Origin of the sequence: Rhizobium sp. RM (assembly GCF_013390595.1) — a bacterium.
In the GTDB taxonomy this organism is placed as follows: Bacteria; Pseudomonadota; Alphaproteobacteria; order Rhizobiales; family Rhizobiaceae; genus Agrobacterium.
The window spans coordinates 432,113-457,858 of sequence record NZ_JACAWV010000007.1; the positions used below are offsets into that span (position 1 = coordinate 432,113).

The window sequence follows — 25,746 nt, forward strand, 5'->3', positions numbered from 1 at the left end:
CGCAGGCACGAACGTTTGCGCCCACGAGACCGAGGCGTGACGACACCCCTTTCGCGAACAACTCTGAACGCTCATAACCAATGGCCGACACGGATATCCTCCGCGTCGGCCATTTTGCATTTCACGAGAAATCGCACAGTGCGTTTAGCCGACGTCAATTCGCTGTTCTGTTTTTGCGTCGAAGAGGTGGATGTTCTGTTGCTCGAAGGTGAGCCGAACAGTCTTGTCGGAACCCAGTGGTGATCTCCCATTCATGACCACGACAATCTCCGGCGTTGTTGCCGTCGTTACATATGTCATCGCACCCGTCGACTCGATTGCGCCAACGGGAACATCAAATCCAGGTTTATCCGCCGCAACCACGACAAGATGCTCCGGCCGGATGCCGACAAGCAATTCCTGATCCGGCGGCAAGGGCTGACCAACTTCTATGACCTGGGGGCCGGCTAGATCGAGGATCAGGGATTTTCCGTCCGACGAAGAGCGACCCTGAATAAAATTCATGGCTGGAGAACCAATAAAGCCCGCAACGAAGCGATTGGCCGGCCGGTCGTAAAGATCAAGCGGTCGGCCTTGCTGTTCGATGATACCACTGCGCATGACAACCACGTGGTCGGCCATCGTCATCGCCTCAACCTGATCATGCGTAACGTAGACGGATGTCGCGCCGAGTCTGTCGTGAAGAGCCCTGATTTCCTTTCGCATGTGAACACGCAAGGCGGCATCCAGATTGGAAAGCGGCTCATCGAAAAGGAAAGCCTTTGGATGGCGAATGATCGCCCGGCTCATTGCTACACGCTGACGCTGACCGCCCGAAAGTTCTCGTGGATAGCGATGAAGAAGGTTTGTGAGGCCAGTGATTGCAGCCACCTCCTCCGCCGCCTTCTTGGCTTCCGCCTTTTTGACACCCTTGATCTTCAGGCTGTAGGTCAGGTTCTGCTCCACCGTCATATGAGGGTAGAGCGCGTAAGACTGAAAAACCATCGCAAGGTCGCGTTTTCGCGGCGGGACACCGTTCATCCGCTCACCGGCGATGACCAGATCGCCGCTTGAGATGGTTTCAAGCCCGGCCAGAGAACGCAGAAGCGTTGACTTTCCACATCCCGATGGCCCGACAAGCGCAACAAAGGCGCCTTTCTTGATCGACAGGTCGATATCCCTGAGGGCGTGATAAGCTCCGTAATATTTGTTGACGCCAGTAAGTTCAATTTGATGGGTCATTTAAGAGCTCCCGATGTAAGGCCGGAGACGATGCGCCGCTGCAAGAGCACAAAGATCGCAAGGATAGGCGTCACATACATTGTGGCGTAGGCCATGATGTTGTTCCATTCGCTGGTGTTCGGTCCCATGAAAGAGTTGAGACCGACACTTGCAGGCTGCAGGCTGACGTCCTGGATCATCGACTTGGAATAGACGAACTCACCAAAGGCCTGCATGAAGATGAGGATCGCACTGACCAGAATGCCGTTGCGGGCAAGCGGCAGGACGATATTGAAAAACGCGCCGATGCGAGAGTTGCCGTCAACCAGCGCTGCTTCCTCCAGCTCCATTGGCACGGCCATGAATGTCGCCCTGACAAGAACCACAAAGAACGGCATGCTTTTCGCGGCAATCGCCAGGATGACGGCAAGACGCGGATAATCGAGCAGCCCAACCTGCGTAAAACCAACGAAGATTGGTGTCACCATCAGTGAGGCTGGCAAAACCTGCAACATGAGGATCAGAAAAAGGCCGGCATCGATCCAGACGTTCCGATAGCGCGCCAGCACATAGGCACAGCCAGTCCCAAGAAGGGTGATCAGCGCGACCGAGCCAAAGGCGATAACAGTGGAATTCCACAGGTAACGCCCCATGTTGCGACTTTCCCAGACATAGCCGAATGTTCCCCACTGTGCCGAAGAGGGCCAGAAGCTGGGAGGATTGGCAAACATCTCGGAGCCGCTCTTGATGGCCGTGATGTACATCCAGTAGAGGGGGAACAGGTAGATCGCCGCCATGACAAGGGCGATCGCCAGCATCAGACGGTTACGGGAAATTTCACTCATCCGCGCACCTCATGTCGTGTCGAGCGCACATAAACCGCAGCAGCAAACATCACGAACACTGTCATGATGACCGAAATCGTCGCCCCCCTGCCGAAGTCATACTGGCGGAAAGACAGATCCCAGGCCCAATATTGCGCAACGTTGGAAGAATTGTTCGGTCCACCGTCTGTGATTGCGGCGAACAGATCGAATTGCTGAAGGGTGAAGATCAAGCCGAGCGAGATGATCGCGCCAATGGTCGAACGCATCATGGGCAATGTTATTGTCCAGAATCTCTGCCATGCATTGGCGCCATCCATTTCGGCTGCCTCATAGAGGTCGCCGGGAATGGCGGAAAGACCGACTGACAGCAAGATCATATTGAAGGATGTTCCAAGCCAGATGTTGGCGATAACGACAGCCCAAAGCGAGAAGTTGGGATCAGAACGCCAGAAGATATTGCCGTCGATCAAGCCGCTTTCACGCAGGAAGAAATTCAGGACGCCAAAGTCACCGGACAATATCCAGTTCCAGATAGCCCCGACAACGAGGCCAGGCATCACCCAGGATACGAGAAACAGTCCACGCAACCAGCTGGAGCCGGGAAAGCTCGTCCAGAAGAACAGTGCGAGACCGAAACCGATGACGAACTGCCCCGCAATCGACCCAACCACGAAGATCAGCGTATTGGTGAGGATCGGCAGCGTTTCAGGTTGCTGGAAGAGCGCAATATAGTTGTCAAAACCGACAAATGGCCGGATGAAGCTGCCGAGGCTGAACATATCAACCTCCTGAAAGCTCATCAGGATATTATAGATCAAGGGCAGTCCAGCCAGCGCGAACAGGAAGGCGAAGGGCACCCCGACAAGCATCATGTCGAAGCCGCGGCCGTCGCTGATACTGGAGAGTAGTCGTCTCATCAAAACCTCTTTTCGTCGTTCGAAACCACCCGGCACCGTAGTGCCGGGCAGTTCCGGCCGGGAGGAAACGATATTGCTGGCTCGCGCAGATAAGCGCGTGCCATCAACCAGATCAGCCTTCGATCGACTTGATCTTCTCGGCGGCCTGATCAAGTGCAGCCTTGGGCTCCATCTGACCGGTCAGCGCTGCCTGAATGGCATCCTGAATGGCCTTGGAAATCTTCGGCCACTCCGGAGACGGACCGCGCGGCTGGGCGTATTTGAGCTGCTCGATAAAGGTCGCGAGGGCCGCATCTTTCAGGGCATTGCCTGTCGGGGGCACGGGGAGATCGGCACGTGCCGGAAGCTGGCCGAAGTCCTTGTACATTGTCGCATCCTTCGATGCGAAGAACTCCAGTGCCTTGAAGGCTTCGTCAGGATGCTTGGTCTTCGAGAAGATCGCCCAGTTGTAATCACCCATCGCAGACGAGCGTTGTGCGCCTTCCTGCGGAACCGGAAGCAGGGCAGTTCCCCACTGGAACTTCGCATCGCTCAGCATTCGGTCGATTTCCCAAGGACCGGAAATGGCCATGGCGGCGTTGCCGGCATTGAAGGTTGCCGTCGAATCCCACTGACTGCGCGTCAGCGTATCGGGTGACGTCAGCTTCTCATCGAGGATCTGCTTCCAGATCGTCAAAGCGCGGACAGCACCTTCGCTGTTGATTGCCTTGTAAGTCGCGCCACCCATTTGCGCCCATGGCAGAAACTGGAACGTTCCCTCCTCGTTGGCCTTTGCAGAGAATGTGATGCCGTAGACATTCTTCGAGGGATCATTCAGCTTTCGCGCAGCGTCGACAAGCTCGTCCCATGTCTGCGGCGCTTTTTCAGGATCGAGCCCTGCAGCCTTGAACAGGTCCTTGTTGTAGTAAAGTGCAATCGTATTGGTTGCCTTCGGGACGCCGTAATATTTGTCATCCCATGTCGCTGACTTCAAAGGTCCGGGGAAATAATTCTCCGGCTTGATGACAGACGATCCTTTGATCTTATCGGTCAAGTCGAGGAACGCGCCGCGCGAAGCGAACATCGCATGGTTGGGATTATCGATGGCGATGATATCCGGCGCTTTGCCGGTCGAATAGGCACGCATTGCCTCACTGACCACATCATCGAACTGGATCTGACGATATTCGATCTTAATGCCGTTGTTCTGGGCGTTGAACTCCTTGATCAGGTTCGGCGCCGGCTGGATGTCTCGGTCGAGCGACCACAACGTCAACGTCACGTCTTCCGCTTTCACCTGGAAACCGACAAGTGAGGCACATGTCATGGCCAGTGCAAAGGCGATTGAATGCTTTCTGATACCCATTGTTTCTCCTCCTTCAGGGTTATCTTCACGTCACCTCGCCGATTGCCAGCCTCCCCCGGCAATCGGCATATTGCTGCTATGGTCTGCAGATATCAGGTCGGGTCGACAACGAAGTTGCCGCCGCGCGCCTGCTTCAGATGATTAAGCGCATGAACCTGACCGGTCATTTCCAGTGCATCGCGGTAAACCGGGTCATGCCAGCCTTCGATATCGATGGAACCGGACCAGCCGGCGAGGCGCAGTTCGGAAATAATGTCGGTCCAATTGCTGTCGCCGAAGCCGGGCGTACGCATGAAAACAAACGGATGTTTTCCGAAAACGCCGTGCTCGCGAATGACGTCCCAGCGGATTGTCGCGTCCTTGCCGTGAACGTGGAAAATCTTGTGCGCCCATTTGCGGATCTGCGGCAGCGGATCGATCAGGTAAACCATCTGATGGCAGGGTTCCCACTCGAGACCGATGTTGTCGTCGGGCGTCTCGTTGAAAATCAGTTCCCAGGCATCCGGATTATGAGCAATGTTCCAGTCACCGGTCGCCCAATTGCCATCCATGGCGCAATTTTCAAAAGCGATCTTGATTCCCTTATCGGCCGCACGCTTGGCAAGTTCGCTCCAGATTTCACGGTAGCGCGGTAAGCTTTCCGGCAGTGGTTTGTTACGAATGCGGCCAGTGAAACCTGCAACGCAGGTCGCGCCGAAGTGATGGGCATTGTCGATGCAATCCTTCCAGCCCTGCAGGGTCTGCAGATCTATATCTGTCTGTTCAAGCGGATTGCCGAACATGCCGATCGTCGAGATCGTGATATCCCTGTCGCCGATCGCCTCAACGCAACGCTTGCCCAGTTCGGCAATGTCCTGACCATTTGTTGTCTGCCAGAAAAACGGCTCGAAACTCTCAAACCCCATGTCGGCAATTTGCGATATGCGCTGTGCGGCCTGCCCCTTGGTCGCACTGACCATGGTACCGACGCGAATAGAATTGCTGTTCTTTTCACTCATCACTCTGTCTTCCTATGCTGCAAGATCGACGGACCGGCCCGACCGGGCGCTTTCAATGGCGCCAAACACCATGGCGAGGCTCTTGATGTTGTCCTGCCCGGCTGTCTCAGGCGTTTGGCCAGTGCGGATCGCCGTCAGGAAATCCGAAATAACACTGGCGTGGCCATGGGTTTCTTCCTCACGCAGCGGCGGCGGCACCTCGACCGACGTAAACCCGCGCAACAAACCACCTTCGGAACCGGCAACGGAAGCCTTGAAGGTGTCTTCTCCGTCCCAGGTCAACATTCCCTTGGTACCGACAATGCGCCAAGCACTCTCCCAACTTGTGCGCTCACCTTCGGCGCACCAGGAGCCGCGATAGGTGAAAACGACATCATCCGAAAGCCGGAACACGGCATTGGCCGATGCGCCGTGCGCATACCATGAGCCACGCGGATTGGTTTCCAGGCAATAGACTGAAAGTGGTGTCTTTCCAGAGACATAACGGGCGGCGTCGAAGGTATGGATGGCCATGTCGAGAAGCAGAACATTGTCCATCTGTTCACGGAAGCCACCGAAATGCGGGCCGATGAAGAAATCGCAGTGAATAGCGGTTACATCCCCGATCGCACCACTTTCGACGAAGCGGCGCATACGGCGCACACCCGAAATGAAACGGCGGTTCTGGACGACGGAATGAACCTTTCCAGCCTCACGGGCAGCGCGGATCAGATCGGCAGCTTCCTCCATCGAGTTGGACATGGGTTTTTCGCTCAGCACATGGCAACCATGGCCAAGTGCTGTCTTGACGACCGCGTGTCGCGCAACGGGAATGACCACATCAAAAACGATGTCGGCCTTCGTCTCCTCCAGCACCGCACGCAGGTCCGTTCCGATCACGGCATGTCCCAGATCAAACTCGCTGGCGAGTGCCTTGGCGGTATCCGGATTGAGATCCACGAGACCGACCACTTTGAGTGTGGCCTTCAGATCCGGAGTGGATTGAACCGCACGAAGCCAGCCTTTTGCCATGGCTCCGCAGCCACACAATACGACGTTGTATGTCAAGATTATCCTCCCATGTGACGCCCGGTCTTCGCCCTCCAGCGATCTCCGTAAACGTTTACGGTAACTATGGACATGTCCGACATTTTGTCAATACTGTTTCCAGAACCGATGATGACGATGGATGAGAGCATGAAGGGCATTCGCCAACTGGCCGAACATTTGGACATATCGATAGGGACGGTTTCACGCGCCTTGAACGGCAAGGCGGATGTCAATCCACAGACGCGTCAGCGTGTGCTGGAGGCGGCGGAAAAGCTGGGATATGTCGCAAATCAGTCAGGCCGATCGCTTCGCAAAGGCTCGACCGGGGTGATCGGTTTCATGATGCAGACCGGGCCGGAGATCACGGGTCAGGGCGATACGTTCTTCATGAGCGTCTTCGATGGCGTCCAGACGGTCCTTGCCCGCCATAACCTTGATCTTGTCGCGCTTCTCTGCTCGTCGTCAGAAGATCCGGACGCCTATTTGCAACGCACTGTCGCGCGTGGCTTTGCCGACGCAATCATTCTGTCTGCAACGCGTCGCAACGATGCCCGTTTTGAGCTGCTTGATCGTCACAAGATCCCTTTCATTGCCCTTGGACGAAGCCTCACCGATGTCGGGCAACCCTGGATCGATCTCGATTTCGAGGGAATGGCGGAAACTGCGATGGAGCGCCTTATCCGCGCGGGGCATACGGACATAGGAATCGTTTGGCCGCATGGCGACCTGAACCTCGGATACATTTTTGTCGAGCGATGCCGTGCTGTCCTGGCACGTCATGGCTTGCGGCTGAGTGATGACCACATCTTTCGAGCTAAACCCAACGAGGCTGGAGGCTATGCCGTCGCGCAGGAAATTGCCGCCTGCGCTCAGCGGCCATCTGCCATCACGCTGGTCAATGAAACCCTCGTGACGGGGCTATACAAAGGTCTGGAAGAATCGGGAGTGCGACCAGGCAAAGATATCGCCATCGTCGGACGTCACAGTCCGCATACCCAGTTCCTGTCGCCCGCTCTGACGGGATTCGGCCTTTCCCTGCATGATCTCGGAATTAGCCTTGCTGAAAATCTTTTGTCCGTCATGCCGGCCTATCAAGGGATTTACCCGTCCACGCAGCACAAGGTCTGGCCAATGACCTTGATCGAAGGCGCAAGTGGCTGAATTCATGACGAATAAGCCTGTAACAGGCTAATTCCGCGCCTGAACCATTGCCAGACTGCCCTGTTGAGCAGTCTGGAAGATTGAGTAGCTTACTGTTTGTGGACCTTCCCACCGTCCGCGACGAGACGTCCCTCTTTGAACACGCGACGATTTCCGGGGAAACCGACAACCGCTTCGGGCACATGCTCTGCTTTGATCGCCACGAAATCGGCCTTTGCGCCGGCTTCGATACCATAGCCTTCGAGCCTCAAAGCCTTGGCCCCTGCAGTCGTGACGATGTCAAATGCGGCCTCCAAATCCGCATCCGTAAAGAAACCGGAGCGATAACCGATGATTTCTGCCCGACGCAGCATATCGCCGTCGCCGTAAGGCCACCAGGAATCGCGAATATTGTCACTGCCGCTAAAGACGTTGACACCCTCGCTACGCAGCAGCGCCACTGGCGGGAAGCTGTGGTGACCAGGTGCATTTGTCATGATGGAAATACCGCTTTTGGCGATCTTAGCGGCAATTTTTCGCGCTGCGTCGGGAGGCAGATCCCCCAGACCATAGGCATGGCTGATTGCCACATGCCCCTGCATACCGAGTGCTTCAGTGCGAGCACAAATCTCCTCGATCGTAAAAGCGCCCATGCTTCCACCTTCGTGGAGGTGAATGTCGGCATCAACGCCACGCTTTTCAGCGATGGCGAAGACAACATCAAGGTGAGCTGTGACATCTCTGTCGAAACTGGCAGGGTCAAGACCGCCAATCAGATCCGCACCCATGCCGATTGCTTCGTCGAGAAGCTCCGGCGTTCCAGGGCTTTTCAGGATGCCGCTCTGGGGAAAGGCCACCAACTGGATATCGATCAGATCCCTGTATTGCTCTTTGACAGCAAGGATTGTCTCAAGCGATTTCAGACCGACTGAACCGTCGACCATCACGTGGCTGCGCATCTGAAGCGTGCCGTGAGAAATGCACAATTCGAGCTGATTGATGGCCCGTGTTGCCATCGGTTCAGCCTTTGCCATGTTTTCAGCCTGAAAGGCGACCCGCTCATGCACGTCAAACCCGTTGGTGCAGGGGCGATGCGGGACCCATCTTCCACCATAAAAGCTCGTGTCGAGGTGAATGTGCCCTTCAACAAAACCTGGAACCAGGAGATCACCAGCGATGTCGACAACAGCTTGGCCATTCGTTTGTGGCTGCGCCGGTTGAACTGCGACGATCCGGCCATTGTCGACATGGATATCGTGCAGTTCTCTGTTCGCGAGTCTTGCGTTGGTGAAAATCGTTGTTGTCATGATCGAGTGTTTCCTATGATTATTATCATTCGAGCAGCGGTCAGATTGCCGAGGCGAAGTGACAGGCCACGTTTCCGCCGCCGTCCCTTGCTCGAACCTCCGGCGCCGTTTGGCTGCACAGGTCAGTGGCCATTGGACAGCGTGGATGAAATGCACAACCCTTGGGCGGATTGAGTGGGCTTGGCGGCTCCCCACCCATCAGTTCGCGGTCGCGGTTGGGTGCGGTGACATCGGGAATGGTCTGCAGTAGCAGCTTCGTGTAGGGATGCTGCGGATTGGCGAAAAGTGCTTCCGTTTCTGCTTCCTCGACAATCCTTCCAAGATACATCACCGCGATACGGTCTGCCATGTGCCGCACGACCGCCAGATTGTGGCTGATAAACAGGTAGGTAAGACCGAATTCATCCTGCAGGCGCCGCATCAGATTGAGGATCTGCGCCTGAACGGAAACGTCGAGCGCAGAGGTTGGCTCATCGCAGACGAGGAACTCCGGTTCACTGGCAAGCGCCCTGGCAATCGAAATGCGCTGTCTCTGACCACCCGAGAACTCATGTGGGTAACGGTTTGCATCGTCCGGAGACAGACCAACCGTGCGCAGAAGTTCGGCAACCCGCGCCGAGATAGCATCGACGCCTTCCCTTAGGCCGAATTCACGGATTGGCTCGGCGATAATGTCTCCCACACGCCAGCGCGGATTAAGGCTCGCATGTGGGTCCTGGAAGATCATCTGGGCTTCCATCGGCCTGCCGCGGCTGCGGCCCTTCTCCGCTGGCGCAAAAAGGATCGCGCCTTCACTTGGCGGATAAAGGCCGGTCACAAGCCGGGCAACGGTCGATTTTCCGCAGCCGGACTCGCCGACAAGCGCCAGACATTTTCCCTTTTCTACGACGAACGTGACGTCCTGTACGGCCCTAAGGTAACGTTTAGGCTTCCGGTCGAGGACGCGATTGAGCCAAGGTGCGGAAACGTCGAAAACACGCGTGAGCTGATCGACTTCCAATGCATTGCTTGCGCTTCTCATTGCACACCTCCATCGTGAACCAGACAGGCAACACCGCCCTGCCCCTCCGTGACCATTGCCGGTCGCACCTGTCGACAACGCGATCCCGCCTCAAGGCAGCGTGGATTGAAAGCGCAGCCGGTTGGAATGGCATTCAATCGAGGCATCGCCCCGTCGATCTGGGCAAGGCGTTCGACGCGCGCTCCAAGTGCCGGGATCGATCCCATCAGGCCACGGGTATAAGGATGCTTGGGACGGCTCAGGACTTCATCCACCGGACCGATCTCAATCACCCGTCCGGCATACATGACCGCAACGCGATCTGCCGTTTCGGCGATGACACCCATGTCGTGCGTTACGAGCATCACACCGGTGCCATGGTCACGGCAAAGCCGGCGCAAGAGCGAGGTAATCTGCGCCTGGATGGAGACATCAAGCGCAGTGGTCGGCTCATCGGCTATGATCAGCTTTGGATTGCCAGCGAGCGCCAGTGCAATCACCACACGCTGACGCATGCCGCCGGAAAACTGATGCGGAAAATGGTCGATGCGCTCTTCCGCACCGGGGATGCCCACCTGTTTGAGCAGATCGACAGCGTGGCTACGGGCTTCACTTCGGTTACGATCCGAATGCAGGCGGATCGTCTCGACCAGCTGTTGCCCCACAGAAAACAACGGGTTGAGGGAGGTAAGCGGGTCCTGAAACACGGCACCAACCATGCGGCCGCGAACTTCCTCCATCTCCAGATCGCTGAGATTGTCGGTGCGTTGCCCGGCAATTCGTATCTCTCCTGCACAGATCCGTCCAGGCGGCTCCAGAAGGCCAAGTACGGCCATTCCCGTCATGGATTTCCCGGCTCCGGATTCGCCGACAACACCCAGGATTTCTCCGCGGCGGATGGTGAGGGAGACATCTGTCAAGGCCTGGAGATTGCCGCTTCGGGTTGGGAATTCGACCGAAAGCCCCCTGACATCAAGCGCAAGAATATCGGAGGCGGCGGAATGCTCGATTATAGTCATCTGGTGACCTCACTCTTCGAACCATGCAGCGGATAACTCGGGGGGAAGATGTCCGAGACGGGCGGATGCTCAAAGGTTCTTTCCGGGTAACGTTCAACAAGCGCGTCAAATTGCACCTGAGCCTGGCCACGCGCGGCCGCGAGATCGATGCCCGCAACCTGTCCGTCTCGCATCGACAGACGACCATCCACGATCGTTGCACGGGTCACGCGACCTGTTGCGCCATAAACCAGCGTCTGGACCGGATCTATGCGCGGCGCGACCATCCGGTCTGCCATATCAAAAACAGCGATGTCGGCCTTCGTTCCGGGTGCAAGGCGTCCAAGATCGTTGCGTCCTAGGGCTTTTGCACCCGCAATTGTCGCGGCATCGTAGAATTCCGCAGCAGACGCGGCGTTTCCACGGCTCTCAGTGATGCGATTTGCCATCAGCCCGATCGCCATGTTCAACACCATGTCGGGCGGCGCCGTATCGGTCCCCATGCCGATATTGATGCCCAAAGCCTTCACCCGGGAAAAGGATTTCAGCGATGAGCCATGTCGGGCCGATACCAGCGGACAATGCGCTATCGTCACGCCGTTGGAAGCATAGCGGGCGAGATCATCATCAGTCGCGACCGTCGCGTGTGGCGCGATCAATCTTGGAGAAAGAAGGCCTAGCCCATCAAGCCATTCCGGAGCCGTCTCGCCATGCAGGCGGCGCACGGTCTGCAGTTCCATTTCACCCTGCGCCATATGCAGGCGAACCGGCAGATCCATGTCATTGGCATGCAGGAAGGTCTGTCGCAGCAGCGCCTCCGTGCAGGTCTCAACGCGGTCCGGCGCAAACATCCCGGAAATCAGCCCGCCGGCCGCACCATGGATTCTCCCGGCGAATGATGCGGCCTCAGCGAGCTCGGCAAGCCCCCGCTCCTCGTCGAAAACGGGCTGCATCTCACCTGCTTCATCAAGGATCACCCCACCACTTCGATAAGCAGGACCGAGCCAGACGCGCAGCCCCAGCTCTTCCGCCGCAATCGCGGCGGCCTCAAACTCCGCAACGGTTTCGCCCCAGGCACGATAAAAGAGGGAGGCAATTGGCAAAGCCGAGGTAATGCCGTTCAAAAGTAGTTGCGCAAAGGCATAACGCTTTTGAAACGCGAGTTCCTCCGCCGAGTACATTTCGTAAGCCTGAGCGGCATAATCGGCTGGCCAAACCCGGCCCTTTTTCCAGCTCGGCTGGTTGTCCATGCCCAGCACGGTCGTATCGAGATCGGACAACGCATCGAGATCGACGAAACCGGGGCCGACCAGCATATCGCCCATGTCATAACGGGCGGAGAGTTCACCATCGAACTGACTGCCGACCCAGATGATCCGATCGTCCTCGATAACGACCTCGCCGTTTTCGATCAGGCGGCGGCCTTGCGGCAGATCCGCGATGACAAAACGCGCTTTGAGAGCCCAACGACCGGGAGGTCGTGCGCCAAGTGGAAGCCTGGACCAGCTTTGAAGATTGCTCATGGGCGCACTTTCAGGCTTTTGCCGTCCCGTGCGACCACGTTGCCAGCAGCCACGACGAGCTTACGGGGCTGATGGGTTACAATCGCCTCACCGACCGTTTCCCCTTCAACAATTACGACATCGCCCCGGCCACCGATCGTAAGTGAATGATCTGCGCGATCCATCGCCATCGCACCGCCAGTGGTGCAGACGTCAAGTGCCATTGCCAATTCGTCATCGCGGCGCAGATTGTTCTTCATTCCGAGCAACATGGAGCGTTCAAGCATGTCGCCGTTCCCATAGGGGCCCCAGGTATCGCGGAACCCGTCAACGCCGGCGCCGAAACGAACCCCAGCCGCACGCAGACGCTTCAGTGACGGTACTTCACGCGAGGGCGGAGCCGTCGTGAGGATTGGAACATCCAACTCCGCACAGGTATCGATCAATCCCTGCGTCATGTTCCAGTCAGAGTGACCAAGGCAGAAGGCATGGCTGACGGCCACCTTGCCCTGCATGCCAAGTGCCCTGATACGCTCGAAGGTCATTTCCATCGAAAACGCACCGAGTTCACCGCCTTCGTGCAGATGGATGTCGATGCCCTTGCCGTATTTTTCCGCAAGCCCGAAGATCACATCGAGATGGGCCTTCGGATCACGATCCATTCCACACGGGTCTAGCCCGCCGACGAGATCGGCGCCCATGGCCATTGCCTTGTCGAGAAGCTCTATCGTACCGGGCCGACGCATCAGTCCTGACTGCGGGAAGGCAACGATTTCGATTTCAACCACACCGGCCAGTTGGCGGCGTGTTTCCATCACACCTTCCAGCGCAACCAGCCCCTGATCGGTGTCGATATCGACATGGGTGCGAATGAGCGTGGTGCCATAGCCGACCGATTGCAGCGATTGCCGCATGGACTGGATATGCGCATCAAGGCCATATTCCTTTTTCACTGCGCGTTCATTGTCGATTTTGTCGATCAGACGCGGGCCGACCTCGTTTTTGTACCAGGGATACCCCAGCAGCGACTTGTCGAGATGGGTGTGAGCATCCACGAGGCCGGGAATGGCGACGCGGCCACCGGCATTCTCGACTGTAACGTTATCTGCGACCAAACCGGATTCGATCGCGATGATTCGACCATTCCTGATGAGAATGTCGGCGGCAGCGCCGCCCATCGGTCTGGTGTTTTGGATGAGAAGATCACTCATGGATATGCCTCAGCGCAGTTTGGGATTAAGGGCGTCACGAAGCCAGTCGCCCAGGACGTTGATGGAAACGACCAGCAGGCAGAGCTGCAGACCAGGGAAAAGCACGATCCACCACTGGCCGGAAAAGAGATACTGGTTGCCAATGCGGATCAACGTGCCAAGCGAAGGTTGCTCGGGCGGCATGCCGACACCGAGGAAGGAAAGCGTCGCCTCGATCAGGATACCGAGACCGAAATTCAAGGTCGCGGTCACCAGAAGCGGCGTGGTGGTGTTTGGCAGGATGTGCTTGAAGAGAATACGCCAGGTGGACACACGTATCAGCCGTGCGGCCTGCACATATTCCTTGTTGCGCTCAACCATGGTGAGAGCACGCACAGTACGGGCATATTGCACCCACGCCGACAGTGATATGGCAAGAACGATAACCGCCGAAGCCCCGATCTCACGCAAGGACGCAGGCAACGCCTGCCTTGCCAAAGCAGAGACGAGAATGGCGATCAGCATTGTTGGCATCGATAACAGCACGTCGCCGGCGCGCATAAGAAGGCCATCGACCCATTTGCCGAAATACCCGGCCACCAGACCGAAGGCCGCTCCGACGATGAGAGAAACCGCCACCGATGCCGCACCAATGACGATCGACGCGCGAGATCCGTAAAGGATGGCAGACAGAAGGTCGCGACCTTGCGTATCCGTGCCGAGAAGGAAAGGCCATTGCCCATCTGCGCTCCAGATCGGCGGGATTTCCGCATTGAGCAGATCGAGCGAGGCAAGATCATAGGGGTTCTGCACAGTGATCCACGGCGCAAAGAAGGCGGAACAGATCAGAAGAATGAGGAGAATGGCAGCCACAACGGCCGATGGATGATGCCAAAAGCTCCACCACAGATCGGAACTGCGCAGACGCGAGAAGAGCGGTTTGCTTTGGCTGGTTGCCACTTTTGGGGCTGTGTCGGTCAAGCTCATGGGAACTCCGGTCACACGGCGCGCAGACGCGGATCGATCACCGCATAAGCGATATCAACAACCGTGTTCAGCGTCACGAAAATGAAAGATACGATGCAGAGATACGCGGCCATGACGGGGATATCGACGAATGTCACGGCCTGCATGAACAACATGCCCATTCCCGGCCACTGGAAGACGGTTTCCGTCACCAGCGCAAAGGCAATCAGGTTGCCGATCTGCATGGCGGTCAGCGTCACAACCGGCATAAGACAGTTTTTCAGTGCATGACGGAACCACAACGCCCGCCGTCTGACGCCCCGGGCACGGGCAAATTTGATAAAGTCGGCACGCAGTGTCTCAAGCATTTCGGCACGGACAAGTCGCATGACGAGCGTGATCTGGAAGAGCGACAGTGACAGCGCGGGCAACACAAGGGCGGAACGGCCGGACGCGGTCAAAAGCCCCGTAGACCACCAGCCAAGCCTCACCACCTCTCCTCGCCCATAACCCGGCAACCAACCGAGGCTGACGGAGAAAACCAGGATGAGAATGATGCCAACAAAGAAACTTGGCAGCGACACACCGACAATAGACGAGAACTGCAGGCTTTCAGCCCACCAGCGTCCGCGCCCAATGGCCGTGAAGACGCCAAGCGGTATACCGATAACCAGCGACAGAATGGTTGCGATGATGACCAGTTCGAAGGTCGCTGGAAACCTTTCCGCAATCAGCGTGATAACGTTCTGCTGGTTGCGCCAGGAAAGTCCGAACTCCCCTTGCGCTGCATTGCCGACAAAGCGGGCATACTGAACGAGAAAACTCTCGTTCAACCCGAGCCGCGCGCGCAACTCGTCGCGTTCGACCTGGGTGGCACTTTCGTTGACCATCAACTCGACGGGGTCGCCAAGGAAACGGAAGATGAGGAAGGCAAAGAATGCAACGGTCAGCATCACGAGAATTGCGTTGCCGATACGTTTGACGAGAAAGGCGATCATGCGCGCAGCGTCCCCGAATGAAAAATGAGGAGGAATGCCCCATCGCCTGACTTGTTCAGGCGATGGGGACGACGCAGCGACTTACATCTGCACAAGCCACAAACGGGGCAGATTGTCGGAGAACAAGGGGAAATCCTTGACCTTCGCGCTTGTCGCCCATGCAAGCGGCTGCTGATGCAACGGGATCATGAGAGCATGATCCTTGGCGATCTTCAGTGACTCCGCCTCCATTGCCAGGCGCTTGGTCTGATCCATTTCAACGGCAGAGGCTTCCGTCACCTTGTCAAATTCCTTGTCGGACCATCCGCCCCAGTTGAAGATGCCGAAAGAGCCTTCTTTCGTATGCAGAACCTGCGATGTGAGGCTGTAGGTGTCGAGCATCGGCAATGTTGCCCAACCCAACGTGTAAACATCGACCTTGCCGGCAGAGCGCTTCGGTGTCTGGACCGCACGCGTTCCCTGATCCAGCTTCGGTTTCAGGCCAACGCGCGACCACATGGAGGCGACAGCCTGGCAGATCTGTTCTTCATTGACGAGGCTGTCAGCACAGTTGAATTCGAATTCGAAACCTTCCGCGCCGGCTTCCTTCAACAGCGCCTTCGCCTTTTCGGGGTCAGCCTTGACAGGCGTATCGAGTGCTGCGTCATAGCCGGGAATTTGCGGCGCGACCAATGCGCCTGCATTTCGGGACTTCCCACGCATCACCCGCTTCTGGATAAGATCGAGGTCGATCGCGAGCTGCATGGCCTGACGGACCCGGAGATCCTTCATCGGATTTGCCGCACCCGACAGCAGCTGGTCGCGCTGACTGAAACCAATCATCACGGTACGCAGATCAGTGCCTTCCAGGATCTTGACTTCGGGAGACGCTGCGAGCCTTGGCAAATCCTGAACTGGCGCCTGATCGGTAAAGTCGATGTCGCCAGCAAGAAGAGCAGCAACCCGCGTCGCAGGTGAGGCAATCGGCGTCAGCTCAATGCGGTCGATATTGTGCTGAGGCTTGTCCCACCAGCCATCAAACTTGACGAAAACCGTCTTGGCATCTGGCTGCCGGCTCTCGACCTTGAATGGCCCTGTACCATTTTCATTATAGGTGGCGTAACCTTCCGTTCCCGAACCGACATCCGTTGGCGCTTCGGCGTTGTTATCCTTCAACCAGCCTGCATCGAAGATGTAGATCGTCGTCAGGTCATTCGGCAGAAGCGGATAGTTGGCAGAGACGTCAATCTCGATCGTATGATCATCGATGACACGCGAACCTTTGTAAGCCGGAATATTGCCACGCAATGGCGACTTGGGGTTGGACGCCCGCAGAAGCGACGCCTGTACGTCTTCGGCCGTAAAGTCAGCACCATTGTGGAACTTGACGCCTTCGCGGAGCTTGAAACGCCATGTCGTCGGGGAAACGATTTCCCAGGACGTTGCAAGCGCTGGCTCGAGTTTGAGATCGCGATTGTAGCGCACCAGCCCCTCATAGGCATGGTTCAGAACACCCAGGGCGAAGCTGTCACCGTAAGAATACGGATCAAGCGAGCTGATATCGCGTGACGCCCCCCATTTGAGCGTCCCAGCCATCACCGGCGCCGTGAAAGCAAGCAGGGCTGCACCTGTCGCCAGAATTTTCGATAATTGCATTATTTGTTCCCCTACGATTGCATGCAATATTTGTGACAAGGCAAAAATGTTGGACGGTCATCCAACGAAATGAACCCAGCGGGTGGCTTTTTGCGCCATTCTATGCGGATTGTTCAAAAGGCTAGATCAACAAGAATACAAAATCAATATAGAATTGCATGCAATTTATTTTATTGGATGTCGTACAATTTTTGTGCAATAGACTTGCAAAAGTGCATTCAAAAGAGAGTGACAGCGATGTCCACGAACATGAGCAGAAGCGATGCGATCTACGCGTCACTTCGACGTGCCATTCTTGAGCAGGCGTTGAAACCGGGTACAAAGCTTCCGGAAGACTCGATCGGCGATACATTCGGTGTCAGCCGAACGAGTGCACGCAACGCGCTTTTGCGACTTGCATCTGATGGTCTTGTTGAGATCAAGCAAAACCGGGGTGCTGCCGTCGCCATGCCAACGCTGGAGGAGGCAGAAGAAGTCTTCGCATTACGCCGTTGCCTCGAACGCGAGGTCATCGAACGGCTGTGCAAACGCATGCCGAGAGACGGCATTGATGCGCTGATCAGCCATGTCCGTGAGGAAGAACGCGCCTTGCAGGCGTCCTCACCACGCTCCATTCGGCTTGCAGGCGAATTTCATATTCTGCTTGGCGAACTGACCGGCTCTAAACTGCTGATCGACTTCATCAGCCAGGTCGTTTCGCGTTCATCGTTGATCCTCGCCCGTTTTGGACGCCCACATTCGGCGGAATGCGGCATTGATGAACATATACAACTGATTGAGGCCTTGAAAAATCAGGATGCCGAAACGGCAATTCGTATCATGGATCATCACCTGCACGCCGTTGAAGACCGCGCGAAGGCTGACGACAAGGACGACGGCCCTGATATCGCAGAAATCCTCAGCCACTACATGACGGCTACCGAATAGCATGCACCAAACGAAGGAAAAGGGCGCTCGCTCCAGGCGTGGCATTGTTACCAGCCCGCACCACCTTGCAAGTGAAGCTGGCGCAAAGGTTTTGCGCCGTGGCGGTACAGCAATTGAGGCCGTGATTGCGGCAGGCGCTGCGCTGACGGTTCTCTATCCGCATTTCTGCGGACTTGGCGGCGACGCCATCTGGATCGTGGCTGACCCGGCAGGCCGGCGCAAGGCGATCATGGGCATCGGTCAGGCAGCAGCCCAATTGCCCGAATTCGACGTCATTCCAACACGCGGTCCGCTTTCGGCGCTAACGACGGCAGCCGTCGTCGATAGCTGGGGGCTTGCGCTCAGCTATTCTCGCGAGAATTGGCAAGGCACCGAAACCCTCACCTCTCTTCTTGATGACGCGATAGAACTGGCAGCGTCGGGTTTCCCGGTCAGCCGCTCTCAACAGCATTGGCATGCCTATCGCAGCGGCGAGATCGAGAATTGGACCAGTGTCGCGACTTCGTTCGTCACTGAGGGGTTGCAGCGCCAGCCGGAGCTTGCGACAGTTCTGGAACAGATTGCCATTCACGGACACCGCGAGTTTTACGACGGAGCGCTTGGGGATCGAATTGCCAAGGAACTGGAGGCGGCGGGAAGCCCAATTCGACGAGGCGATTTGCAAAAAACGGCCGCGGCGATCGAAGATCCGGTTTCCATCACATATCGGGGACTTGAACTGCTGGCACCGCCACCGCCTTCGCAGGGCACAGCGACCCTGGCGATCATGGGAATCCTGTCCAATTTCCGCATGGGCGATCTAGATCCAACGTCTGCAGACTTTTTTCACCTATGCGTCGAGGCGGTGAAGCAGGCTTTTCTTGATCGGGGCATGATCGCCGATCCAAACTTTGTCGCCCAACAATGCGCCGATTGGCTGAGCCCTCCCAATCTGGCCAACAAAGCTGCGGCGATTGATCCCTTGTCGGCAATGCCCTGGCCACATGGTTTCAAGACTGGCGACACCGTCTATCTCGCAGCGGTCGATTCCGAGGGCCGCTCGGCAAGCGTGCTGCAAAGCACCTATTTCGACTGGGGAAGTGGCGTTCTCCTGCCAGATAGCGGTATTCTCTGGCAAAATCGCGGGGCCGCGTTCAGTACGGACCCGGCAAGCCCCAATGTCCTGGCACCCGGCAAGCGACCGTTCTACACACTCAATCCCGGGCTTGGCCTGAAGAATGGGCTTCCTCATCTTCTGTACGGGACACAGGGGGCCGACGGCCAGCCACAGACGCTAGCCGTACTTCTCAGCAGGCTGATCGACCACGGCCTCGATCCACTTGCGGCGCTTTCTGCTCCACGTTTTCTGTTGGGCAGAACATTCTCAGACACCCGCGACAATCTCAAAATCGAAGAGGCGGCGGGGCAGGATGTGCTGACAACGCTTTCTGAACGTGGCCATGAAGTGATTGCCATTCCAGCCCTGAGCCCACTTTCTGGCCAAGCCGGTGTTATCAGGCTGAACGATGATGGTTGGATGGACGGCGCACATGATCCCCGCAGCGATGGCTGCGCTATCGGCGTATAAGGGCTCAGATGCAAGTCGATCTCATCCTTCGCAACATCAGAACCGCGCGACAGCCGGGACTGTCGGACATCGCGATCAGAGACGGCAAGATCGTTGAGATTGGAACCGCAATCCGTTGCGAAGCGGTGCAGGAAGAGGATTTTGACGGTGCCTTCGCTTTTCCCGGCTTTGTCGACAGCCATATCCATCTCGACAAAGCCTGCATTCTTGGACGCTGCACCATCTGCGCGGGGACGCTGGAGGAGGCAGTGCGGGAGACGGCTAGAGCCAAGGCCGATTTTTCTGAGGCAGACGTTTACGAAAGAGCGTCGGCACTTGTTGCCAAAGCAATCACGCACGGCACAAATCGCATGCGAACCTTCGTTGAAATCGATCCTCGCGCCGGAATGCGATCTTTTGAAGCAATAAAGCGGGTCCGCGACGAATACGCCTTCGCCATCGACATTCAGATTTGCGCCTTCGTACAGGAAGGACTGACGCAGGAGCCCGAAACCGAGGCAATGCTCGATGCTGCTTTGGCTGATGGCGCAGATATGATCGGTGGCTGCCCCTATACCGATGTCGATCCGGAAGAACATGTAAGGCGCATCTTTGCACTGGCGCGAAAACATGACGTGGACGTTGATTTCCACCTCGACTTCAGCCTCGACCCGGAAAAAACGCATCTGCCCTCGGTGATCGAAGCGACAGAGGCCAATGGCTATTCAGGCAGAGTGACGATCGGCCACGTCACCAATCTTTCGGCACTCGACACCGAAACGCTCGCGATGATCGGCACAAGGATCGCGGCAGCCGGTATTGCACTGACAGTCTTGCCCGCGACCGATCTCTTCCTCATGGGCCGGCAATTTACCCGCAATGTCCCGCGAGGAATTGCGCCTGGGCATGCCTTGTCCGCACTTGGTGTCCGGACAGCAATCGCGACCAACAATGTTCTCAATCCATTCACGCCGTTCGGCGACGCCTCGCTGGCGCGCATGGCCAATCTCTATGCCAATGTGATGCAGCTTTCCCGTGACGCCGACATCGAGCTTGCTTTCGATATGGTAACCTCGCAGGCAGCGGAAATTCTTGGTGCGCGTTATGATCTGGCAGTCGGCACCTCAGCGGACATCGTCGTCCTCGACGCAACAGATCCCTGCGACGTTATCCGCTGTTCTGCACCTGCACTCGCGGGCTGGAAGGCCGGCAAGAAGACTTTCGTTCGGCCGAAAGCAGCACTTCTCAGATAAGCCAACCAGCAAGTGCCAAGGCAGAACACTGCTGCCCTGGCCACTTGATCGCGGAAGACCGCTTATTCTGCGGCGATTTTGAGTGCAGCCCTCGCGCGCGCTTTGCGCGCAATGCTTTCGGCAAACTTTGGCGTTTCACGATGGTTGTGGTCGCCACCGGCTGCCTGACGGGCTGCTGCTGCCTGTTCAAAGGACTGACCGTGCTGTTCGATGAAGGCCATGAAGGCATCGGTCGGATGGCAGGTCACCTGATTGGTATAACGAGTGCGATTTCCATCGATTGCTTCGGCAATGAGTTCCCAGATAACATTGACCTGTGTGCGCTCACCCGTTGGCGTGAAAACATCGGAAATCGAGTTCATGCGGCAATAGGACGGCGTTGCCTCGTCTGCGACATAGTGCTGGATCACCAGGCCCGTGCCAATTTTCTCGACATTGATGGACATCTTGCGTCCATCGTCCGTGAATGTTGCGCCACACGCAATGTGGTCGGGCTCGCAGCAACGCAGGTATTCGGCTTCCGGAAGATTGAACAGCCAGTCGGCGATATCAATCTGATCGAGAGGAACATCGATATCGTGCGAATAAGCCGATTTAGACAGCAGCTTGTCGGTGAGAACTTTCATGGTCTTTTCCTTTCAATCTGATTTCGGCACCGAAAAGCCAGGACAAACGATCCATCTTCTCAGTGTTCTGGTGAACGTCGTTACGAGCAAACCCGTCGACTGCTCTGGTGTGAAAGGTGCCACCGAGCAGGCGTCGCTTCTATTATACGGATGGGTCGCGATCCTATCCTTAGGTCTTGCTTCGGAATCTGTTCGTTAAAAAGCTCGAAGAGCTCTGACGAAAGATGCCCGCAGGTGACGAAGCAGCGGGCATCATCGCATCAAGAATTACATTGTGCGGACTGCTCACCGCCCATTTGCTTCCCGCCATTTGGCAAAGAGCGAGAGATTGTTCTCCTCCGTCGCCGGATAGAGCCCGATGATGGTGTGCCCTTCCTTGACCCTTTCGACGACGAAATCCTCATAGGCTGTCATTTCGACCGCTTCATCGGCAATCTCGTCGGCGATTTCCGCCGGAATGACGATCACGCTGTCGTCGTCGCCCACCATGATATCGCCCGGAAACACCGCAACATCGCCGCAGCCGATCGGCACGTTGATATCGATCGCTTCATGCAGCGTCAGATTGGTCGGGCTGGATGGCCGGTGATGATACGCGGGTATATCCAGTTCGCCGATCGTCATGGCATCACGAAAACCACCATCGGTGACCACCCCTGCCCCACCGCGCACCATCAGGCGGGTAATGAGAATATCGCCGGCTGAAGCCGCACGGGCATCCTTGCGGCTATCCATGACCAGCACATGGCCTTCCGGGCAGGTTTCGATCGCATGGCGTTGCGGGTGTTTCGGATCACGGAACACCGTCATCGGATTGCGATCCTCCCGCGCCGGCATATAGCGCAAGGTGAAGGCGGGGCCGACCATGTTGCGGCCCTTCGGCCGCACCGGCCGAACGTCCTGGATCGTCTGGTTTTTCAGTCCGCGCTTGTAGAGCGCCGAGCAGAGCGTGGCGACGGATACACCCATCAGCTTGTCACGGGTTTCGGATTTCATCGTTCCTCCTTGATAGGGCAATAGATTCTGTCAGTTGATCGCCGGCTCCGGCACCTTGGCGCCGAACTCAGTCTTCAGAAAATCGAAATCACAGCCTTTGTCGGCTTGCTCGATGTGCTTGGTGAACATGAAGCCATAGCCCCGTTCATAACGAGGCTCGGGCGCCACCCACGCAGCGCGCCGCGCTTCAAGCTCATCGTCCGAAACGAGCATGTTGAGGCTGCGCGCAGGAATATCGAGCTCCACCAAATCGCCGGTTTTCAAGAGCGCCAGGGGACCGCCAACGAAAGCTTCGGGCGAAACATGCAGCACGCAGGCACCGAAACTCGTCCCCGACATGCGGGCGTCAGAGATGCGTACCATGTCGCGCAGACCGAGTTTCAGCAGGGCCTTTGGCATCGGGATCATCCCCCATTCCGGCATGCCGGGACCGCCCTGAGGGCCAGCATTGCGCAACACGAGAACGGTATCCGGCGTCAGCGGATAATCCGGATCGTCGATGATCGTTTTCAGTTCAGAGTAACTGTTTGCCACCAAAGCGGGGCCTTTATGCCGGTGGAATTTCACATCACAGGCCGCAGGCTTTATGACGGCGCCATCAGGGCAAAGATTGCCCTTCAGCACGGCAAGTGAACCCTCGTGATAAACGGGGTTGGAGAGCGGACGGATAACGTCCTCGTTCCAGATTTTTACGTCCTCCAGGCCTTCAACCAACGGCTTGCCAGTGACGCTGATCGCGGTCGGGTCCAGCTTGTCTCCGAGCTGTTTCATCAGAGCGCGCAACCCGCCTGCATAGAAAAAATCCTCCATCAGATAGGTCGTACCGGATGGACGAATATTGGCAATAACCGGGGTGGTGCGGCCGATACGATCGAGATCGTCAAGTTCCAGCGGCACACCGGCCCTGCGCGCCATGGCGATAAGGTGGATGATAGCGTTGGTCGAGCAACCGGTGGCCATCGCCACCGTCACAGCATTGGTGACGGCCGCCGGGGTGATGATTTTTTCCGGTGTCAGGTCCTCCCAAACCATCTCCACAATCCGCCGCCCACAAGTCGCCGACATGCGCTGGTGGTTGGCATCGGCGGCAGGAATGGAGGAGGCACCCGGAAGCGTCAATCCCATGGCCTCCGCAATCGCCGTCATGGTCGAGGCTGTTCCCATTGTCATGCAATGGCCGTAACTGCGGGCAATTCCACCCTCGATGCCTTGCCACTCCTCCTTGGAAATGGTGCCAGCCCGTCGTTCGTCCCAATATTTGAAGCCGTCGGTCCCCGAGCCAAGCGCCTTGCCTGCATAATTGCCGCGCAACATGGGGCCGGCTGGCAGATAGACGAAGGGCAAACCCATGGAGACTGCCCCCATGACAAGCCCGGGCGTCGTCTTGTCACAACCACCCATCAGAACGGCACCGTCGACGGGATGCGAACGCAGCAGTTCCTCAGTCTCCATCGCCAGCATATTGCGATAAAGCATGGTCGTTGGTTTGACGAAATTCTCAGAAAGGGAAAGCGCAGGCAGCTCCATCGGAAAGCCACCAGCCTGCAGCACGCCTCGCTTCACCCATTCCACCCGCTCGCGAAAATGCATGTGGCAGGGCTGCGCATCCGACCAGGTATTGATGATGGCAATGATCGGCCGTCCTTCCCAGTCTTCCGGCGCGTAGCCCATCTGCATGGTTCGCGATCTGTGGCCGAAAGAACGCTGATCGTCCGGCAGCATCCAGCGTGCTGAGCGCAATTCCTCGTAGTTTTTTTTAACTGCCATTCCAAACTCCTGTGCCGAACGGCACTTTTCTGGATCGCGACGATCCACTATTCCGTGAAAGCTTCTTCGCGTTTGCGGCTGATGCTCGGCGAAAGCACGAGAACCAGTACGATGACGGCAAAGATCAACAGCGACAGGCTGAGCGGACTGCGCACGAAGATCGACGGATCACCCTGACTGATCAGCATGGCGCGCCGCAGGTTTTCCTCCAGCATCGGGCCAAGGATGAAACCGAGGAGCAGCGGTGCGGGCTCAAATCGCAACTTGCTCAGTGCAAATCCGATAACGCTGAAAGCCGCCATGACGAACACATCGAAAACGCTGTTGTTGATGCTGTAGGCGCCGATGCAGCAAAAGCCGATAATCGCCGGAAAGAGCAGGTGATAGGGAACGGTCAGCATACGCACCCAAAGCCCGATCAATGGCAGGTTCAGGATGACGAGCATGAGATTACCCGACCACATCGACACGATCATGCCCCAGAACAGATCCGGTTCGTCCGAGATGACATTCGGACCGGGGGTGATGCCTTGGATAATCATTGCACCGACCATCAGCGCCATAACCGGGTTGCCGGGAATGCCGAGCGTCAGCATGGGAATGAAGGACGTCTGAGCACCGGCATTATTTGCCGATTCAGGTGCGGCAACACCTTCGATCGAACCCTTGCCAAATTCGGAACTATTGGGAGACAGACGCTTTTCCATTGCATAGGATGCGAAGGAGGCCAGCATCGCACCGCCGCCAGGCAATATGCCAAGGAACGAGCCGAGTGCAGTACCGCGTAGGACAGGCCCCTTGATGCGGCGGAAATCTTCCCTGGTGAGCATCAAACCCGTCACACGCTTGACGCCAACCGAACGTTCCTGCTCGTTCTCAAGATTGCGCAGGATCTCGCAGATCCCGAAGATGCCCATGCTGACGGCAACGAAATTCAACCCGTCATAGAGTTCGGGAATGTTGAAGACGTAGCGGGGTGCACCGCTTTCCACGTCAGTTCCGACTGTGCCAAGGACCAGACCGAAGACGATCATCGCGAACGCTTTGAGCAGGGAACCGCTCGCAAGTGCGACCGAAGCCACTAGGCCGAGCACCATGAGCGAGAAATATTCCGCAGGCCCGAAATTGAGCGCGACGGCTGCGAGCGGTGGTGCCGCGACAGCAAGGAGAACGGTCGCCACCGTGCCCGCAAAAAAGGAACCAAGGGCTGCTGTCGCGAGTGCGGCGCCTGCACGACCGTTGCGGGCCATTTGATAGCCGTCGATTGCCGTCACGACGGACGAGCTTTCGCCTGGAAGATTGATCAGGATCGCTGTCGTCGACCCACCATATTGCGCGCCATAAAAGATACCGGCCAGCATGATGAGAGCGGATTCCGGTGGAAGACCGAATGTGATTGGCAGAAGCATGGCAATGGTCGCTGTCGGACCAAGTCCTGGCAACACGCCGATTGCGGTACCCAGCAGACAGCCAATAAAGCCATAAAGCAGGTTCATCGGCATGAAGGCAGTCGATGCACCGAGCCAGAGGTTAGAGAAGATATCCATAAATAGTCCAATCCGGTTTCGCGGCTGGCAGG

At 56.9% G+C, this 25,746-nt stretch carries 22 protein-coding genes; 4 read left to right on the forward strand and 18 right to left on the reverse strand.

Translation table 11 applies throughout. The features are described 5' to 3' along the window. Positions 1–144 precede the first annotated feature (144 nt). The 6 genes from HWX89_RS06625 to HWX89_RS06650 form a co-directional block, all read right to left on the reverse strand. Entirely contained in the window at positions 145–1,221 is a 1,077-nt protein-coding gene (locus tag HWX89_RS06625) for an ABC transporter ATP-binding protein (RefSeq protein WP_138795831.1), read from the reverse strand. After that, positions 1,218–2,045 carry a carbohydrate ABC transporter permease gene (locus tag HWX89_RS06630; RefSeq protein WP_138795830.1) on the reverse strand — a complete coding sequence of 276 codons (828 nt, stop codon included), beginning with the start codon at positions 2,043–2,045 and terminating at the stop codon, positions 1,218–1,220. Before HWX89_RS06630 ends, HWX89_RS06625 begins: the two co-directional genes overlap by 4 nt. Continuing rightward, entirely contained in the window at positions 2,042–2,944 is a 903-nt protein-coding gene (locus HWX89_RS06635) for a carbohydrate ABC transporter permease (protein ID WP_138795829.1), read from the reverse strand. Before HWX89_RS06635 ends, HWX89_RS06630 begins: the two co-directional genes overlap by 4 nt. Positions 2,945–3,056: 112 nt before the next feature. Beyond that, entirely contained in the window at positions 3,057–4,289 is a 1,233-nt protein-coding gene (locus HWX89_RS06640) for an ABC transporter substrate-binding protein (RefSeq protein WP_138795828.1), read from the reverse strand. A 92-nt stretch (positions 4,290–4,381) separates the two neighbouring features. Beyond that, positions 4,382–5,287, reverse strand: coding sequence for a sugar phosphate isomerase/epimerase family protein (locus HWX89_RS06645; protein ID WP_138795827.1), 906 nt, complete (start codon positions 5,285–5,287; stop codon positions 4,382–4,384). 12 nt (positions 5,288–5,299) lie between these two features. Continuing rightward, positions 5,300–6,334 carry a Gfo/Idh/MocA family protein gene (locus HWX89_RS06650; protein ID WP_138795826.1) on the reverse strand — a complete coding sequence of 345 codons (1,035 nt, stop codon included), beginning with the start codon at positions 6,332–6,334 and terminating at the stop codon, positions 5,300–5,302. A 129-nt stretch (positions 6,335–6,463) separates the two neighbouring features. On the opposite strand from HWX89_RS06650, the gene HWX89_RS06655 reads away from it, so the two are divergent. Next, complete coding sequence (locus HWX89_RS06655) at positions 6,464–7,477, forward strand: LacI family DNA-binding transcriptional regulator (protein ID WP_138795900.1); 1,014 nt, start codon at positions 6,464–6,466, stop codon at positions 7,475–7,477. Positions 7,478–7,566: 89 nt separating this feature from the next. On the opposite strand, the gene HWX89_RS06660 is transcribed toward HWX89_RS06655, so the two are convergent. From HWX89_RS06660 to HWX89_RS06695, 8 genes are all read right to left on the reverse strand, one after another. Continuing rightward, a complete protein-coding gene (locus HWX89_RS06660) occupies positions 7,567–8,763 on the reverse strand; it encodes an amidohydrolase family protein (protein WP_138795825.1) in 1,197 nt (398 codons plus the stop codon). A gap of 40 nt (positions 8,764–8,803) precedes the next feature. Further along, positions 8,804–9,784, reverse strand: a complete 981-nt coding sequence (locus HWX89_RS06665; RefSeq protein WP_138795824.1) for an ABC transporter ATP-binding protein — start codon at positions 9,782–9,784, stop codon at positions 8,804–8,806. Next, positions 9,781–10,782: an ABC transporter ATP-binding protein gene (locus HWX89_RS06670; protein ID WP_138795823.1), complete on the reverse strand. Its 1,002-nt coding sequence runs from the start codon at positions 10,780–10,782 to the stop codon at positions 9,781–9,783. Before HWX89_RS06670 ends, HWX89_RS06665 begins: the two co-directional genes overlap by 4 nt. Beyond that, on the reverse strand, positions 10,779–12,284 hold the full coding sequence (locus tag HWX89_RS06675) for an amidohydrolase family protein (RefSeq protein ID WP_138795822.1): 1,506 nt from the start codon (positions 12,282–12,284) through the stop codon (positions 10,779–10,781). The genes HWX89_RS06670 and HWX89_RS06675 overlap by 4 nt, the downstream gene beginning before the upstream one ends. Next, a complete protein-coding gene (locus HWX89_RS06680; RefSeq protein ID WP_138795821.1) occupies positions 12,281–13,474 on the reverse strand; it encodes an amidohydrolase family protein in 1,194 nt (397 codons plus the stop codon). The genes HWX89_RS06675 and HWX89_RS06680 overlap by 4 nt, the downstream gene beginning before the upstream one ends. A 9-nt stretch (positions 13,475–13,483) precedes the next feature. Beyond that, entirely contained in the window at positions 13,484–14,440 is a 957-nt protein-coding gene (locus HWX89_RS06685) for an ABC transporter permease (RefSeq protein WP_138795820.1), read from the reverse strand. Positions 14,441–14,451: 11 nt separating this feature from the next. Further along, on the reverse strand, positions 14,452–15,417 hold the full coding sequence (locus HWX89_RS06690; RefSeq protein ID WP_138795819.1) for an ABC transporter permease: 966 nt from the start codon (positions 15,415–15,417) through the stop codon (positions 14,452–14,454). A gap of 81 nt (positions 15,418–15,498) precedes the next feature. After that, positions 15,499–17,052 carry an ABC transporter substrate-binding protein gene (locus HWX89_RS06695; RefSeq protein ID WP_178340646.1) on the reverse strand — a complete coding sequence of 518 codons (1,554 nt, stop codon included), beginning with the start codon at positions 17,050–17,052 and terminating at the stop codon, positions 15,499–15,501. A 237-nt stretch (positions 17,053–17,289) separates the two neighbouring features. Here HWX89_RS06695 and HWX89_RS06700 point away from each other — a divergent pair, with 237 nt between their 5' ends. From HWX89_RS06700 to HWX89_RS06710, 3 genes are read left to right on the forward strand one after another with little or no spacing between them, the layout of a single operon-like run. Further along, positions 17,290–17,979, forward strand: coding sequence for a GntR family transcriptional regulator (locus tag HWX89_RS06700; RefSeq protein WP_138795818.1), 690 nt, complete (start codon positions 17,290–17,292; stop codon positions 17,977–17,979). Between the two features lies 1 nt (position 17,980). Then, positions 17,981–19,546 (forward strand): gamma-glutamyltransferase family protein, encoded by a 1,566-nt coding sequence (locus tag HWX89_RS06705; RefSeq protein WP_178340647.1) that lies wholly within the window; start codon positions 17,981–17,983, stop codon positions 19,544–19,546. Positions 19,547–19,554: 8 nt separating this feature from the next. Continuing rightward, complete coding sequence (locus HWX89_RS06710) at positions 19,555–20,778, forward strand: amidohydrolase family protein (RefSeq protein ID WP_138795817.1); 1,224 nt, start codon at positions 19,555–19,557, stop codon at positions 20,776–20,778. A gap of 62 nt (positions 20,779–20,840) precedes the next feature. Here the strand turns inward: HWX89_RS06710 and HWX89_RS06715 are convergent, their stop codons facing one another. The 4 genes from HWX89_RS06715 to HWX89_RS06730 all read right to left on the reverse strand — a co-directional run bounded on the left by HWX89_RS06715 (position 20,841) and on the right by HWX89_RS06730 (position 25,714). Continuing rightward, complete coding sequence (locus tag HWX89_RS06715) at positions 20,841–21,404, reverse strand: hypothetical protein (RefSeq protein WP_138795816.1); 564 nt, start codon at positions 21,402–21,404, stop codon at positions 20,841–20,843. A 285-nt stretch (positions 21,405–21,689) separates the two neighbouring features. Further along, positions 21,690–22,400 carry a ribonuclease activity regulator RraA gene (locus tag HWX89_RS06720; RefSeq protein ID WP_178340648.1) on the reverse strand — a complete coding sequence of 237 codons (711 nt, stop codon included), beginning with the start codon at positions 22,398–22,400 and terminating at the stop codon, positions 21,690–21,692. Positions 22,401–22,430: 30 nt separating this feature from the next. After that, positions 22,431–24,167 carry an L-arabinonate dehydratase gene (gene araD, locus HWX89_RS06725; RefSeq protein ID WP_138792250.1) on the reverse strand — a complete coding sequence of 579 codons (1,737 nt, stop codon included), beginning with the start codon at positions 24,165–24,167 and terminating at the stop codon, positions 22,431–22,433. A 47-nt stretch (positions 24,168–24,214) separates the two neighbouring features. Then, complete coding sequence (locus HWX89_RS06730; protein WP_138792249.1) at positions 24,215–25,714, reverse strand: tripartite tricarboxylate transporter permease; 1,500 nt, start codon at positions 25,712–25,714, stop codon at positions 24,215–24,217. Positions 25,715–25,746: the final 32 nt, after the last annotated feature.

What these genes read in the sequence shown, in the direction of transcription:
- HWX89_RS06680 (WP_138795821.1), bottom strand. Translation starts at nt 13,474, where the DNA reads ATGAGTGATCTTCTCATCCAAAACACCAGACCGATGGGCGGCGCTGCC.
- HWX89_RS06665 (WP_138795824.1), bottom strand. Translation starts at nt 9,784, where the DNA reads ATGAGAAGCGCAAGCAATGCATTGGAAGTCGATCAGCTCACGCGTGTT.
- HWX89_RS06625 (WP_138795831.1), bottom strand. Translation starts at nt 1,221, where the DNA reads ATGACCCATCAAATTGAACTTACTGGCGTCAACAAATATTACGGAGCT.
- HWX89_RS06630 (WP_138795830.1), bottom strand. Translation starts at nt 2,045, where the DNA reads ATGAGTGAAATTTCCCGTAACCGTCTGATGCTGGCGATCGCCCTTGTC.
- HWX89_RS06690 (WP_138795819.1), bottom strand. Translation starts at nt 15,417, where the DNA reads ATGATCGCCTTTCTCGTCAAACGTATCGGCAACGCAATTCTCGTGATG.
- HWX89_RS06730 (WP_138792249.1), bottom strand. Translation starts at nt 25,714, where the DNA reads ATGGATATCTTCTCTAACCTCTGGCTCGGTGCATCGACTGCCTTCATG.
- HWX89_RS06700 (WP_138795818.1), top strand. Translation starts at nt 17,290, where the DNA reads ATGTCCACGAACATGAGCAGAAGCGATGCGATCTACGCGTCACTTCGA.
- HWX89_RS06715 (WP_138795816.1), bottom strand. Translation starts at nt 21,404, where the DNA reads ATGAAAGTTCTCACCGACAAGCTGCTGTCTAAATCGGCTTATTCGCAC.
- HWX89_RS06670 (WP_138795823.1), bottom strand. Translation starts at nt 10,782, where the DNA reads ATGACTATAATCGAGCATTCCGCCGCCTCCGATATTCTTGCGCTTGAT.
- HWX89_RS06640 (WP_138795828.1), bottom strand. Translation starts at nt 4,289, where the DNA reads ATGGGTATCAGAAAGCATTCAATCGCCTTTGCACTGGCCATGACATGT.
- HWX89_RS06710 (WP_138795817.1), top strand. Translation starts at nt 19,555, where the DNA reads ATGCAAGTCGATCTCATCCTTCGCAACATCAGAACCGCGCGACAGCCG.
- HWX89_RS06645 (WP_138795827.1), bottom strand. Translation starts at nt 5,287, where the DNA reads ATGAGTGAAAAGAACAGCAATTCTATTCGCGTCGGTACCATGGTCAGT.
- araD (WP_138792250.1), bottom strand. Translation starts at nt 24,167, where the DNA reads ATGGCAGTTAAAAAAAACTACGAGGAATTGCGCTCAGCACGCTGGATG.
- HWX89_RS06635 (WP_138795829.1), bottom strand. Translation starts at nt 2,944, where the DNA reads ATGAGACGACTACTCTCCAGTATCAGCGACGGCCGCGGCTTCGACATG.
- HWX89_RS06660 (WP_138795825.1), bottom strand. Translation starts at nt 8,763, where the DNA reads ATGACAACAACGATTTTCACCAACGCAAGACTCGCGAACAGAGAACTG.
- HWX89_RS06675 (WP_138795822.1), bottom strand. Translation starts at nt 12,284, where the DNA reads ATGAGCAATCTTCAAAGCTGGTCCAGGCTTCCACTTGGCGCACGACCT.
- HWX89_RS06705 (WP_178340647.1), top strand. Translation starts at nt 17,981, where the DNA reads ATGCACCAAACGAAGGAAAAGGGCGCTCGCTCCAGGCGTGGCATTGTT.
- HWX89_RS06695 (WP_178340646.1), bottom strand. Translation starts at nt 17,052, where the DNA reads ATGCAATTATCGAAAATTCTGGCGACAGGTGCAGCCCTGCTTGCTTTC.
- HWX89_RS06685 (WP_138795820.1), bottom strand. Translation starts at nt 14,440, where the DNA reads ATGAGCTTGACCGACACAGCCCCAAAAGTGGCAACCAGCCAAAGCAAA.
- HWX89_RS06720 (WP_178340648.1), bottom strand. Translation starts at nt 22,400, where the DNA reads ATGAAATCCGAAACCCGTGACAAGCTGATGGGTGTATCCGTCGCCACG.
- HWX89_RS06655 (WP_138795900.1), top strand. Translation starts at nt 6,464, where the DNA reads ATGAAGGGCATTCGCCAACTGGCCGAACATTTGGACATATCGATAGGG.